This window comes from Pseudomonas putida, from assembly GCF_001976065.1.
Classification (GTDB): Bacteria; Pseudomonadota; Gammaproteobacteria; order Pseudomonadales; family Pseudomonadaceae; genus Aquipseudomonas; species Aquipseudomonas serbica.
Window position 1 is genome coordinate 42,989 of sequence record NZ_MNAH01000011.1, and the last position, 14,278, is coordinate 57,266.

The 14,278-nt window shown below is 56.6% G+C and carries 12 protein-coding genes; 7 read left to right on the forward strand and 5 right to left on the reverse strand.

Translation table 11 applies throughout. From position 1 onward, the window contains the following. The first annotated feature begins 114 nt into the window (after positions 1 to 114). From BKX96_RS33340 to BKX96_RS27850, 3 genes are all read left to right on the forward strand, one after another. A complete protein-coding gene (locus tag BKX96_RS33340; protein ID WP_256721685.1) occupies positions 115 to 1,524 on the forward strand; it encodes a hypothetical protein in 1,410 nt (469 codons plus the stop codon). Further along, positions 1,521 to 1,934, forward strand: a complete 414-nt coding sequence (locus BKX96_RS27845) for a hypothetical protein (RefSeq protein WP_077186024.1) — start codon at positions 1,521 to 1,523, stop codon at positions 1,932 to 1,934. Before BKX96_RS33340 ends, BKX96_RS27845 begins: the two co-directional genes overlap by 4 nt. 228 nt (positions 1,935 to 2,162) lie before the next feature. Further along, positions 2,163 to 3,371 (forward strand): patatin-like phospholipase family protein, encoded by a 1,209-nt coding sequence (locus BKX96_RS27850; RefSeq protein WP_046817631.1) that lies wholly within the window; start codon positions 2,163 to 2,165, stop codon positions 3,369 to 3,371. A 19-nt stretch (positions 3,372 to 3,390) separates the two neighbouring features. On the opposite strand, the gene BKX96_RS27855 is transcribed toward BKX96_RS27850, so the two are convergent. From BKX96_RS27855 to BKX96_RS27870, 4 genes are all read right to left on the reverse strand, one after another. After that, the gene (locus BKX96_RS27855) at positions 3,391 to 3,663 is read right to left on the reverse strand and encodes a hypothetical protein (protein ID WP_046817630.1); all 273 of its coding nucleotides are present in this window, start codon (positions 3,661 to 3,663) and stop codon (positions 3,391 to 3,393) included. A 129-nt stretch (positions 3,664 to 3,792) separates the two neighbouring features. Further along, positions 3,793 to 5,451 carry an arylsulfatase gene (locus BKX96_RS27860; RefSeq protein ID WP_046817629.1) on the reverse strand — a complete coding sequence of 553 codons (1,659 nt, stop codon included), beginning with the start codon at positions 5,449 to 5,451 and terminating at the stop codon, positions 3,793 to 3,795. 307 nt (positions 5,452 to 5,758) lie between these two features. Continuing rightward, positions 5,759 to 6,211: a hypothetical protein gene (locus BKX96_RS27865; RefSeq protein WP_077186025.1), complete on the reverse strand. Its 453-nt coding sequence runs from the start codon at positions 6,209 to 6,211 to the stop codon at positions 5,759 to 5,761. 126 nt (positions 6,212 to 6,337) lie between these two features. Continuing rightward, positions 6,338 to 7,315, reverse strand: coding sequence for a LysR family transcriptional regulator (locus BKX96_RS27870; RefSeq protein ID WP_046817628.1), 978 nt, complete (start codon positions 7,313 to 7,315; stop codon positions 6,338 to 6,340). Positions 7,316 to 7,483: 168 nt separating this feature from the next. Between BKX96_RS27870 and BKX96_RS27875 the strand changes: the two genes are divergently transcribed. Next, entirely contained in the window at positions 7,484 to 9,520 is a 2,037-nt protein-coding gene (locus tag BKX96_RS27875; protein WP_077186026.1) for an alkyl/aryl-sulfatase, read from the forward strand. 141 nt (positions 9,521 to 9,661) lie between these two features. Here the strand turns inward: BKX96_RS27875 and BKX96_RS27880 are convergent, their stop codons facing one another. After that, a complete protein-coding gene (locus BKX96_RS27880; RefSeq protein WP_077186027.1) occupies positions 9,662 to 10,621 on the reverse strand; it encodes an EamA family transporter in 960 nt (319 codons plus the stop codon). Positions 10,622 to 11,029: 408 nt separating this feature from the next. Between BKX96_RS27880 and BKX96_RS27885 the strand changes: the two genes are divergently transcribed. The 3 genes from BKX96_RS27885 to BKX96_RS27895 all read left to right on the forward strand — a co-directional run bounded on the left by BKX96_RS27885 (position 11,030) and on the right by BKX96_RS27895 (position 14,256). Then, a complete protein-coding gene (locus tag BKX96_RS27885; protein ID WP_077186028.1) occupies positions 11,030 to 11,845 on the forward strand; it encodes a hypothetical protein in 816 nt (271 codons plus the stop codon). A 257-nt stretch (positions 11,846 to 12,102) separates the two neighbouring features. Next, on the forward strand, positions 12,103 to 13,464 hold the full coding sequence (locus BKX96_RS27890) for an MATE family efflux transporter (RefSeq protein WP_077186029.1): 1,362 nt from the start codon (positions 12,103 to 12,105) through the stop codon (positions 13,462 to 13,464). Between the two features lie 132 nt (positions 13,465 to 13,596). Then, positions 13,597 to 14,256: a phosphoribosyltransferase gene (locus BKX96_RS27895; RefSeq protein ID WP_046817623.1), complete on the forward strand. Its 660-nt coding sequence runs from the start codon at positions 13,597 to 13,599 to the stop codon at positions 14,254 to 14,256. Positions 14,257 to 14,278: the final 22 nt, after the last annotated feature.

The following is a 14,278-nucleotide window of genomic DNA, read 5'->3' on the forward strand; positions in this document are numbered from 1 at the left end:
CCCGCCGACCCCGACCTAGTGGAGAGATACACCCGAAGCCAATACCACTGCCGAATGCTGATACGACAGTAGCGATTCAAGGACAGAAAAATAGTCAGAAGGAGCTCATTACCGATGAGCAGCTACAACTCAAGATACTCGACGCCGTCAGGTGTCTGCCGCCCTGCGTCTCCGAATATGTATGGCGCACATCGGCCGCCGTCACAAAGGCAGTTTGATTGTGATGAGGATCAGGGGCTACGCAAGCCGGTCATGCAAAAGGAGGTCGGACTCCTCTTTGAGTGGGATAACGGTGAGCAACTGGGTCCGAATACATCCTGCCACCTCACTATCGGGGGTGAGACCACGATTTACGGGTTAATGGATGGCAAAAAACTGTTTTGTCAGACACCACCCGGTAAATACGAGGCCCAACTACTTCGAAATGTTAACACCGAGGAAAAACTCAACGAAGCTCGACAGCAACTCAAAAAAGCATTGGACGCAATCATTGAGCATGAGAAAGAAGAAGCTGCGGCGCTGAAGAAGATTCAGGATAGCCAGCACATCTTCATTAGACCCTTCCATTTACTCCTGGCAATGGGTCGTGGCTTTTTTCATAGTTTGTGGGGATTCATTAAAGGCACCAAGGAGCTATCCGACCTCGTTAATCCTTTCACTTCCCTTTCGAACGCACTTGCTGCCGCATGGACGGCCAAAAGGGACGACGGAGTCTCTTGGGTTCAATCCTTTACAAAAAACTACTCTGATGAGCAACATCGTGAGATAACCGAAGCACTTGGTTTTGATCCGGAAAAAGTGTCTCGTGAAAAACTGGCGGAAGCATATGAGATCGCTTGCTTCATCTATGAAGACACCCGCAGCAGAGAAATACTCAAAAATTTTGCTGGTAATTATATAGAGGTTCAGAACATAGAGGAGAAAATGGAATTTGGTGGGTCCGTTGTCTTCGAAATCGTATTGAACGTATTGTTGATCGCAACAACTGGAGGGGCGGGGAGCGCAGCCAGAGTCGCTGTATCGTCCCCGCTTCTAAAGTTATTGAAATCGCTAGAGGAGGCATTACAAAATCTTTCCAAGTGGATCACCAATCACACAGTTAAATCAAGATCTCATATCAAGGGAACGACAGGTACAAGTGCAGTCACTGTAGTCTTGCGGCGCCCCAAAGAAATCATACCCGATGAAATTACACATCCGCCAGCTCCCTACCCAGTATCTCCAAAACCTGATAAGTGGAGTCGAGAGCCTAGAAGTATTCAAGATCAGATGACGTTACAGGCTGCAAAAGATGGCCAAGGTGTGGTAATTATAGAGAACTTAAAAGACCCCGCCTTCGGAGGCATGAATAAGGTGGAACTTAAAGTAAAATCCAAGAATGGCCAAGATTCAGTTGTGCATTACGTGAAAAATCCGAGCACTGGAGAATTGATGGACTTCAAATTCAAGAAGCATAGCGCTGATGGCATAAAACCTTTGGGCAATGACCCTGCCGTATGGTCTGGAGCACTGGAAATAAAATGAAGATTCTTTGCACATACAATAATCTTAATGATATAAAAGAGCACGACACTGTTTTGCATTTGAAACGTTATATATCAATGCCGGGCGGAGAAGTTGAGCTAGAGGTCGGGAGGAAGTATGTTGTTTATGGGGTTGAATTTCGTGAAAATTGGCCCTGGTTCTATATATGCACAGAAGACTACGACGATTATCCAAAGCCTTTTTCCGCAAGTTTTTTCGATATTGTAGATAAGCGTTTTTCAATGTTCTGGCAGCTTGGTTTTGAGCATGAACATGGTGGTAAACCTCAGAGCAAGATCACGTTCTCAGAATGGGCCAGCGATCCGAGCTATTATGAAAGATTAATAGAGGGTGAAGACCTGGCCATTTCCACATTTGCAAAATATAGAAAGCTGATCGATCAAGAATAGTGGATTAAAACTCTAAATACCGGACAGATTTATGGTGATTCTGTCCCTTGGTGTCCTCACCCAACGTGTTTTTTTATCCTGTAAAGGAGCGCAAACTGAGCGACCTGGCGTTCGAATGGCCTGGTGCAGTCGACTGGCGCGGAGTGATCCCGGGCACTGGGGAGGTGAGGACTTTCTCGAATACGAAGAGCGCACTTGCGGTCGACTGCAGGGGCCGGAGGAGGTGTTTTGAAACCGTTCCCGCTCAAACCCGGCGAGTCGACCCTGGACATGTTTCTTCAAGCGTGTCTGCCTCGGCGTGACGCTGTACCGCCAAGCTTGACGGACAAAGCGGTCATCCCTGGCATTCCCGATGCTCGCTACCGGTTGGACCACGACCTGACGCCGTTCATCCAGGATGCGGTTCAGGCCAACAAACGAGAAAGCGAGGGGCTCGCCGAGGCTGGGAAGCCGAACGACATCCTGCCGCTGGCAAGTATGCTGGCCGTTTCGGGTGGCGGCGATGCAGGCGCATTCGCAGCGGGGCTGATTGCTGGATGGACCACCCATGGAACCCGGCCCATGTTCAAGGTCGTCACGGGTATCAGCGCGGGCGCTTTGATCGCCCCGTTCGCTTACCTGGGCCCTGAGCACGACGGCGTGATTCGGTACGTCTCCAATGCGATCGGTCCAAAAGACATCTTTCATCCGCGAAGCGTGCTGACCCGTCTTGCCAGCGACGGTATAGCGGACAGCAAGCCACTGTCGCGGCTCATTTCAACCTACGTCACGGCAGAGATTCTCGCGGCGATCGCGGCGCAGTACGCCACAGGACGAATCCTGCTGATCGGCACAACCGATCTTGATTCAGGACGACCCGTCACCTGGAACATGGGCGCCATTGCGGCAAGCCAGGCACCGGGAGCGCTCGATCTGTTTCGCAACATCATGCTCGCGTCAATGAGTATTCCCGGTGCCGTCTCGCCCGTCATGATCGATGTGGAAGTAGATGGCCAACAGTTTCACGAAATGCACGTCGACGGCGGGGTGATCACCCAAGTGTTTCTTTACCCACCTGGCACCTTGGTGGGGCTGAACCGGGCCGCCGGAGTACCTTTGCGACGGGAACGGCATTTCTATGTCATTCGAAATGGGACACTGGAGCCGCAGTGGTCCGGGACCAAGCGCCGTACCTTGAGCATCGGCGGACGAGCCATCAGTGCATTGATCCAAACCCAGGGGATCAGCGACCTGGAGCGGATTTACCGTATGGCGCAGCAGGATGGAGCCGACTTCAACCTGGCCTACATTGGCGCCGACTTTGACTTTCCGCGCACTCGCAAATTCGATGGCGAGTACATGAAGCGATTGTTCGATTACGCCTTTCAACTCAGCGCGAAGGGCTATCCGTGGCATAAATCGTCGCCGAACGAAAGCCGGCAAATCCCCGGACTATGAGGCTGCCGACACAAGGCCCTTATTTGATTTGAGTTTTAATTTCGGTTCCTGGCACGAAGAACTTACCCGGATCATCGACCTTCTTCAGGTCAATCAAGGCTCGGCAAACGCAATGTGAGAAATTTTCCTGCAACGTGTCGGGATCTATTGATGCCACTTGCGAGAGTTGTATGTGTTGTCCCTCGGGTGTTTTATAGCAGACACAATTATCAAGTTTGGTGATGCCGTAATCATCCGACTGGCAAGCAGTGGTCAGCAAAGTGATGGTGATGAGCATGACGAAGCGTTTCATTGGCTCCCCCCGAGGCTGGAGTGAAGGGCTTACTCCAGAGGAAGCTTAGCTGTCATTTTCCATCGCTCCATTACCCGCTGCTCGCGAAGTGGCGACCCCTGATGAGGCCGCCATGTTTCGCCGGTCTGCTCAGTTACCCGCTGGCATCGGCAGGTTGATCCCTTCTTTTTTCAGGGTGTCACGCACGTACTGGAATTTCTGGTACTGCGACAGCTCGATCGGCCCGTCATAACCCATGCTTTGCAGTTTGCGCGGTGGGTAATCGACGTAGGTTTTCATCAACTTGATGATTGCGCCCGTGATCGGCACCATCGTCCAGGTGCGCTCGGTGAAGTTGTTCATGAACAGGTCATAGCGCTCTTGCGGGTCTTGCCACAAGTCAAAGACCTGGGGCACGGTGGCCACGTATTTTTCTGCGCCTTTCCACCCCAGGTTGGTGTCCACCGCCAAGCCGCCGGTTTGCGCGCCATCGTCACCGCGCAGGTTGAACACGGCCTTGTAGTTGCCGACACGGGCTGCCCCCGGTGACAGTTCGTTCTCGGTGAAGTAGAACCACTCCTTGCGCGGAGAAGGGCCGCTGCCGGTGAGTACCGGGGTCATGTCGTAACTGTCGAAGATGATGGGCTGACCTTCGCGATCTTTTTCCGGCAGCTTCACGCCAGCGACAGAAGCGAACGTCGCCATCAAGTCCAGGCCACCAAGCATTTCGTGGTTTTTGGTGTCGGGCTTGATCTTGTCTGGCCAGACGGCAATGGCCGGTACCCGGTTGCCGCCTTCACGCACCGTGCCCTTGGTGCCGCGGAACGGGGTGTAGCCGGCGTCGGGATAAACATCCTGCCAGGCCCCGTTGTCCGTGGTGTAGACCACCAAGGTGTTCTTATCCAGGCCCAGCGCCTTGAGCTTGTCCATGATGCGGCCGATGTGGGTATCGAGTTCGACGACAGAGTCGGCGTACTTGGACTTGGACATGGACTTGTGAACGAACTCCGGTGCCGGCATGTTGGGCTGGTGCACTTTCATGAAGTTGACGTTGATGAAGAACGGCTTGTCCGATTTGGCTGCGGTGTCGAGAAACTCCAGGGCGGCTTTTTCCACGTAGTTGTCAAAGAACGGAATGCCGACCACGCCGGGTTTGCCGTCTACGACAGGGGTGTCCACGTACTGGCCGTTGACCTTGAATTCTTCGACCGGTTTTTCCCCCGCCTTGCCGGACAATGCGCCCTTGGTGACCCTTTGGAACATCTCGCGGGTTTGCGGATCCATGTCCGGGAACCAGGTGGGGTCTGCGTAGGTGTAGGCGTTGAGGTGGTACAGGCCGACGTACTTCATCACGTCGTAACCCTGGGCATTGGGCAGCGCATAATCGGCTTCGCCCAAGTGCCACTTGCCGGTGAAGTAGGTGTCGTAGCCACCGGTTTTCAACACCGATGCCAATGTCCACTCGGCGGCTGGCAAGCCACCGCCCTGGCCCTGGAAGGCCACGGTGGTCATGCCGCTACGATTGGGAATACGCCCGGTCTGCATGGCCGCCCGACCCGGTGTGCAGCTTGGCTGGGCATAAAAAGAGTAAAAAGTGACGCCTTCTGCCGCCAACTGATCGATGCTGGGCGTGGGCATGCCTCGACCGACCCCACCGCCATAGGGGCCCAGGTCGCCATAGCCGGTATCGTCGGAGACGATAAACAGAATGTTGGTCTTTTCCGTCTGGGCTGCGTGGGCAAATCCGGTCAAGGACAAAAGAGTGGCAAACACCAGAGAGAATTTGAAACGATCCGATAGCTGTTCCATCCAGGATTCCTCGTTGTTTCATGTGGGAACCGGGTGATGAGTGCACATCAATGTTGACCCTTGGTGCATTGACCACCGAGTAATCAGCCTAGGTACTGCGTACAGAATCATTTCCCCCTTTTTGCATGACCGTGCACGGATTAAGGCGCAGGAAGGAGTCTAGTGCGGTTTTTTTCAAATGAGCGGGCGATTGCAGTGTTTTAGTGGCTGATGTAACGCCAGGATTACAAACTGGATCAACATCACCATGTATAGGGAAAATACAATCGCCACTTAGAATGGGTCGACTCAAATGACTACAGGCGATTCATCGAGTCGCGTGTACAACATCGCCGCAGAAAATATCGGCGTTGCCGTCCTCGGGTGAAGTACGCACAACAACCGAGTACTTGCCGGAAAGCAGGTCTGGCAGGGGTATCGGCGCGCTTCTGTAAAAGGTCCATCCACCGGTTCCTGCATTGGGTTCAGTGTTGACCTTATCGTTCATTGCGAACGCGGCTGGCCCAGGTTGCTGACAACTGCCTTTGTTGATGAAGGTGTAGATGCGCGGCGGCAAGATGGTTCCGTTTGGAACGCCAGTTATGTAGAAATCAAAATTGGTTTGATTGCCTTCGCCGGTCAATGTGGTCGTGGCGGTATGACCAGGATTTTTCTGGGTCGCTGGCAAAGGAAGATTCATTGACTGGTGGTGTGATGAGCTGGAGCAACCGAAGAGCGATGCGGTGATCAATAGCGCTGACAGCAGGGGACAGAGTTTCATTGCCAACCTCCAAGAGTGGAAGAAGTGCGGTGGGGGGAGTCTTGGGTATAGCTCAGTCACGCGGCGTTGCGTTCTTGAATATCCCGCGCAATCGCCAAAGTGCATGAGATTTCGGCAGGCGAACCACTAACCTTGATTCTTTTTTGCTGCGCTTGTCATTTCGGCCAGCACAATTTCACGCTGACAAATTTCCTCCTCTACAACCCGCACCTCATTCATGTAAACCTCCACTGCGGGCGGCAGTGAGCGCTCTTTCAGATAGATAAAACCATAGCGGGTGCGCAGGGGCAGGTCATGGAGGGGTAATGGTACGACTTCGCCAGCGAGGAACTCTCGCTCAAAAGTCGATAAATTCCCTACTGCCAGGGCGTTACTGTGCTCGACGAATCTGACGATTTGCATGGGCACGTCTATTTCGATCGCCGGTACAAAATCACCCGTCAAGGGATCGTAGGCGCCGGCACAGCCCAATGTTGCCGGAAGCAAATGGGTCGCCAGTCGCAACGGAATGCGCGAGGCCACCCAGGGGTAATCGAGTGTTTGCGCCAAGGTGGGTGGACGTTTTTGCGATAGCAGCGGATGGCCCGGGCGACAAAACAGGCGGCCCACATGCTCACCCAACAATTCACAGGTGAACTCTTGCCGGCCTTGCAAGGTGCTGATTTCGGCGATCCCCAAGTCGACTGCGCCGGTGGCGACCTGATGGGCGACTTCGCGCCAGCCGGCGACATGGGCAGTGACCTTGATCTGCGGATGCCGTGCATGCAAACGCGCGATGCTGGCGTATCCGCTGGTGACACTCGGATAGGGACCCAAGGCAACTTTCAGCGCGCCGATATCGCCTCCCGCCAGTAAGGCGATGTCGCGCCGCAGATCCTCCTCGGCCACCAACAGGCGTCGGCTTTTTTCCCGCAGCAACTGACCAAACGCCGTCAGTACGACGCCATCCGTGCGGCGATCAAACAGCGTGACCCCCAGTTCACTCTCCAGCAACTGGATGCTTTTGCTCAGCGCCGGCTGGGAAACCCCCAGCGCTTTGGCCGCTCGACCAAAGTGGGCATGTTCAATCAACGCCAGAAACTGACGTAAGCGACGCGGCGTCATGTCATAACCTTAATGTTATCGAAAGTTGTTGAAACGGAATTTTTCGGAATGAAGTGAATATGCTATTCATGGCCTGGCGGGTCAAGTTGACGCGTACCCAATAAATACAATCGAGCGCACGTTTGCGCATTGACGCTCATGTCACCCCCTTTAGCGCAGGAACCCTTAATGCACAACAAGACCCTTCATCTGGCACTGGCAATCACGCTTGGGAGCGGCATCAGCCCCATCCTCTTTGCTGCCGATGCAAACGGCGCAAGTACTGATCCGGCCCCGACACAACACGCGCACTTCGACAGCAAGGGCAAAGCGCCTTCGTCCTACACCATCGAAGCGCAGAATGCTGTACGCCAGTCACTTCCGTTCACAGACCAACGCGATTTTGAAGAAGCCAGGAAAGGCTTCATCGCTGCACCGTCCTACAACAAGATCATGGCCGATGCCGGGAATGTCGCCTGGAACATGGGCAGCTATGACTTTCTGCTCGGCGGCAAGGACTTTGACAGCATCAATCCTTCCTTGCAGCGCCAGGCAGTGCTCAACATGGCCTTCGGTCTGTATGAGGTCGTTCCGGAAAAGATTTACCAAGTGCGTGGGTTTGACCTGGCCAACATCACCTTCATCAAGGGCGATACGGGCTGGATCGTGTTCGACACCCTGATGTCGAAGGAAACCGCCAAGGCTGCCCTGGATTTCATCAATGAAAAACTTGGCAAGCGCCCGGTCGTGGCGATAGTGATCTCTCACTCCCATGCCGACCATTTCGGTGGTGTCCGCGGTCTGGTCGATGAAGCCGATGTGCGCAGCGGCAAGGTCCCGCTCATAGCACCAACCGGTTTCATGGAGCACGCCGTGGCTGAAAACGTCTATGCCGGCAACGCCATGACCCGCCGCGCCTTCTTCCAATACGGCGTGATGTTGCCGCACAGCCCCTATGGCCATGTCGACATGGCCATCGGAAAAAATGCCTCCATTGGCAACATGGGCCTGATCGAACCCAATCGCTACATCGCGAAAGATTTCGAAAGCCTGACCATCGACGGCGTGGAAATGGAGTTCCAAAGTACTCCCGGCACTGAAGCCCCCGCGGAGATGAACACTTGGTTCCCGCAATTCAAGGCCTTCTGGGCAGCCGAAAACATCGTCGGCACCATCCATAATATCTACACCTTGCGCGGAGCCCTGGTCCGAGATCCGCTGGTCTGGTCGAAGAATATCAACAACGCCTTGTATCGCTACGGACAACAGGCCGATGTCATGTTCGCCGCCCACAGTTGGCCGCGCTGGGGCAATGAGCGAATTCAAGACGTCATGCGCGCGCAACGCGATGCCTATGCCAACCTGAACAACGCCGTACTGCACGCCGCCAACCAGGGCGTCACCATCAACGAGATTCATAACGTCTACAAGTTGCCCGAAAGCCTGAAAAACAACTGGGCGACCCATAGCTATCACGGCTCCGAAGAGCACAACAGCCGTGCCGTGATCAACCGCTACCTGGGTTACTGGGATGCCAACCCGGCGACACTGATGCCGTTGTCGCCGAAAGATTCTGCACCGTTGTACGTGGACATGATGGGGGGCGCGGACAAGATCATGACCAAGGGCAAATCCTTGTTCGATCAGGGCAAATACCGCGAAGCCTATGAAATTCTCAATAAACTGGTGTACGCCGAACCCCAGAACACCCAGGCCAAGGATCTGCTCGCGGACGTCTACGAGCAGGTTGGCTATCAGAAGGAAAGTGCGGGCGTGCGCAACAGCTTTCTCACCGCAGCGTATGAATTGCGCCATGGCATGCCCAAGGGAGTGCCGCCAAAACCCACCGGGCCGGACATGATCCGCGCCATGAGCACCGAGTTGTGGCTGGAATACCTCGGCATCGCACTGGACGGCAGCAAGGTCGCGGACCAACACCTGGTCCTGAATCTCAAGACACCCGACAACGGTGAGCAGTTTGTGGTTGAGTTGAGCAATTCAACGCTGACCACCATCAAGGGGCAGCAAGCGAAAAAGGCTGACCTGACCATCACGCTCAACCGCTCGGATCTTGAAAGCGTGATGGCAAGGAAAACCAACTTCGCTCAACTGGTCGCGGCAGGTAAAGCCACCTTCGAAGGCGACCAAAAACCCTTCGAACGGTTGATGGCCGCCATGACCCCGTTTACACCTACCTTTGAACTGCTGCCCGGCACCCAGCAGTAATTCATCAGGGCCGGGTGCTGCCCTGTTTCAGTCTGAGGCTACCTTGCGCATCCAGTGACACTGTGTGCGCAAGGTGCCAGAAGCTTTCACAGCGGGCCTGTTGCCGACGCTGCCCCCCGTGAATAATGAAACCAGTTTTTCTCACACCACAGCTTTGGCGCCCGCCTTGATAGCTGATTTGCGATACGTCAGCAAAACGATGCCGGTGACCACAATCACCCCACCCAGGATCTGCCCCGCACTGAGCATTTGATCCAGCACAATCCAGCCCATCAGCAACGTCGCCAACGGCTCGATGTTCATGACCGGCGCATTGCGTGGCATGTCCAGGCGAGGCACCGAAATGAACAGCACGATAAAACCGGTGCCGTACAGCACAACCAAGGTGGCCAGCGCCAGCCATCCGGTCGAGGTTGCGGGCAGGTTTAGTCCGCCTGGCAGGGCGCCAGTCAGTCCCGCCAGATTGACGCTGCTGAAGACGATGAAAATGGTCAACAGACTGCGCACCGAACCACGTACCTGAGACAACTTGTGGTCGGTGATCCATAGCGCGCAGGCGAACACGCTGGCGGCGCAGAACGCGAGCGCGACGCCCAGCAGCCATTGCGGGCTGACGCTGGTCGTGGTCGAAAGGCGCCCGGGGACATCCAGCACAAACACCAGCCCCACCAGAATCAAACCCATCAACGTAGCGGTGCGCGCGGTCGGTCTCGGGCCACCCATCGCCCAAGTGAGCAACGCCAGCAGGATGGGAAACACGTTGGCCACCAACAGCGCCAGCGCCACCGGGACGCGAGCGACGGCGGAGTACAGACACAGGCTCTGCGCGGTAATCAGAAGGCCCAACAGTAATTGCCAGCGCCATGCACCGGCCGGCAGACGCAGACTTTGTCTTTGCCACAGTACCAGGCTTGCCAGCACCAGCAAGGTCCCGCCAGAACGCATCAAAATCGCCAGCAACACACCCGCGCCATCATCAAAGGCGACCCGTGCCGCCACATGGTTACCGGCGAACGCGCAACCCATGCACAAAAGAATGATTACGGCGAGATGGCGGGGGAAGGGCGGCGGTACGGTTTGCGCAAATGTAGGGCGGGGCATGGCAGATCTCGAAGGGTGATAGGCCCACTCGGGCATGGTGTGAGCGGTTTTATTATGTTGTCGTACAACTAGGTCGTTTTGTACCCTGTTCGGCTAGGTTGGGCAAGAGAGATTGGAAGGGCGACAGGCTTTAGTGCCTGGCTGGAAGGCGATGTTCTGGCGTCTCGGGTGAAGGGTAGAGATCATATGACCTGATCGTTCAGGGCCAAATCATGCAATTTTGCGAGCCTTCTCGCCCAGGGTTTGAATCGGTGTCACCAGGTGAAACGCTCAATGGGTCGGGTGGGCATTCGGGCGTAATTACCCGAGGCGTCAAGAAAACCTGAACTAAGCTCTTCGGGGCCGCCGAGTATCGAGGCGGTTCAACCGCAGTGGTAGGGCACCCTCGATATCGAGAAGGAGCTACTGATGAGCAAAATCTTTCACCTTATGCCCGTCATGGCCCTGGCGATTCTTTGGCCCAGCATCGGTCGAACTGCCGACAGCCAGGCCGAGCTGGCCAAACAATCATTGAATCCGGTAGCGGCGCTCTACAGCGTGCCCATCCAGTACAACTGGAACCAGAAACTCGGCCCCAGTGGCGAGGGCTACCAAAGCGTCACCAATATCCAGCCGGTGCTGCCCTTTACCCTCAATGACGAGTGGAATCTCATATCCCGAACCATCCTGCCGGTAATCGATCAACACGGTCTGGTACCCGGGGGCGAGGCGGACAAATCCGGGGTCGGTGATGTTACCCAGAGTTTCTTTTTTTCACCCAAGCATCCAACCGCGAGCGGCTGGATCTGGGGGGCAGGGCCGGTAATCCTTGTGCCAACCGGCAGTGATGAGCTCTTGAGTGGTGAACAATGGGGGGCTGGACCTACCGTGGTGGCCCTCAAGCAAAGTAACGGCTGGACCCGCGGCATCCTGGCCAATCACATCTGGTCGCTGGACAACAGCCCGCCTGACGACAAAGACAAGATCAACCAGACTTTCCTGCAACCCTTCTTCAGCTACACCACCCATACCTATACGACCTTCGGCATCAACACCGAGTCCACCTACGACTGGCAGACCCGCGAATGGTCGGTGCCCATCAACCTGTTCGTCACCCAGTTGTTCAAGGTGGGGCATCAACCCATGAGCCTGCAAGTGGGCCCGCGCTATTGGGCTGACAGCCCGAAAGATGGTGCGCAGGGCTGGGGGTTTCGGGTGGCGTATACGCTGTTGTTTCCCAAGTAACTGTTCGCAAACCGCAACGGTTCGCACGACAACAGCGTACTGGCCGCAAAGTCGAATGACACATTGACTCCGCAGCCTGGGCCCGCATGCGCCGGCCAATCACGTCCATCAAATCGCAACCGTCGCGCAACGGAACCTTTCACCTAACATTGCCGGGAAATTAAACACAGCGCCGAAATCATCATTGCCCCTGGCCCGTAACTCGCCGAAGCTATCCTCTTTGAGCCCTCACGCCGTCGAGATGGACCTCTACCCCCATGCAAACCCCAGCCCAACCGCAGCGCGCCCTTTGGAAAACCTACCTGCTTTTCCTCGCCCCCATGGTCCTGTCCAATTTCCTCCAGTCCATGTCCGGCACCGTAAACAGCATCTACATCGGCCAGATGCTCGGCACCCAGGCGCTGGCGGCGGTGTCGGGCATGTTCCCCATCGTATTCTTCTTCATCGCCCTGGTGATCGGCCTGGGCGCGGGGGCGGGGGTGTTGATCGGCCAGGCCTGGGGAGCGCGGGAGACGCATTTGGTGAAGGCCATCGCTGGGTCGACCTTGTTGTTGGGGTTGTTGATCGGGCTGGTGGCGGCGGTGGTCGGGAGTGTGTTTGCGCGGTCTTCCTTGGTGGGGTTGGGGACACCGGGGGATGTGCTGGACGATGCGGTGGCGTACGCGCATGTGATGTTGTGGTTCATGCCGACGCTGTTGGTGTTCGTGTTGTTCACTCAGTTGTTGCGCGGGGTGAGCGATACGTTGTCGCCGTTGTTGGCGCTGGTGGTGTCGACCTGTATCGGCCTGGCGCTGACGCCGGCATTGATTCGCGGCTGGTTGGGGTTGCCGCCGATGGGGATTCAGAGTGCGGCGTTTGCCGGTTTGGCGGGCAATCTGGCGGCGATGGGTTGGCTGGCGTGGCGCTTGATTCGCAAGGGCCATCCGCTGGCGCCGGACCGGGAGTTTTTCGCGGCGATGAAGCTGGACATGGCGATCCTCAGCAAGGTGTTGCGCATCGGCTTGCCCACCGGCCTGCAGATGGTGGTGTTGTCGCTGTCGGAGCTGGTGATTTTGGCACTGGTGAATCAGCACGGTTCCCAAGCGACGGCGGCGTACGGTGCGGTGACGCAGATCGTCAACTATGTGCAATTCCCGGCCCTGTCGATTGCGATCACGGCGTCGATCCTCGGGGCGCAGGCGATCGGGGCAGGGCGTGTCGAGCGCATCGGGCCGATCCTGCGCACGGGGTTGATGATCAACGTGTGCCTGACCGGTGGCCTGGTGGTGCTGGGGTACCTGCTGTCGCACTGGTTGCTGGGCTCGTTCCTCACCGAGGACGCGACGCGCAGCATGGCCGAGCACCTGTTGCACATCATGCTCTGGAGCCTGTTGGTGTTCGGCTTCCAGGCGATCATCGGCGGCATCATGCGCGCCAGCGGCACGGTGATGGTGCCGGTGGCGATCTCGATTGTGTGCGTGGTGGGCGTGCAGTTGCCGGTGGCGTACGTGTTGGATGCGCGGTTTGGGTTGCAAGGCGTGTGGATGGCGTTTCCGGTGGCGTATCTGGGGATGCTGGCGTTGCAGACGCTGTATTACAAGCTGGTGTGGCAGCATCAGAAGATTGAGCGGTTGGTGTAGGGGGGAGCGCCAGGATCAGCCCAGAGTGGATCGGGGGGCCTTGTTTTGGGGCTTGCTGACAGCCTCCGTCGAACCGACAATTGATGATGTGATGCGAACCGTCAGGCGTTGATCGCCTGGGGAGGTTTTCCAATGAATCACTCATCACAAACCATCCTGCAAGACCGCACTGCCGCCGGGCGACGCCTGGTGGAATCGCTGCTCCCGTATGCCCATCGCGCCGATGTAATCGTGTTGGCCTTGCCCCGGGGCGGCGTGCCGGTGGCCTATGAAGTGGCCACGGCGCTCGGCGTGCGCCTGGACCTGCTGCTGGTGCGCAAGCTGGGTGTACCGTCCCATCCGGAGTACGCCATGGGCGCGATTGCCAGTGGCGGAATCGAAATTCGCAATGAGCAGGCACTGCGGGCCCACCCCATTGACAAAGCGGCGTTCGAGGCCGTGGTTGCCCGGGAAACCCGGGAGCTGTTGCGACGTGAGCAGGTCTATCGGGGCGCGCGGGCGCCGGTGCAGCTCAGGGATCAGGTGGTGATTCTGATCGACGATGGCTTGGCGACAGGGGCCTCGATGCTGGCGGCGGTGCAGGCGGTACGTGCGCAGGAACCCGCGCGGATCGTGGTGGCGGTGCCGGTGGCACCGGTGGAAACGGCCGAGGCGTTGCGCAGGGAAGTGGATGAGTTGGTGTGTCCGCTGTGTCCTGAGTGGTTCACCTCGATCGGACATTGGTACATGGATTTTTCCCAGACGTCGGATGCCGAGGTCATCGAGTTGTTGCAGCGGGCGTGGGCAGCGTAGGCGCGGGTGGTCGCAAATCCGT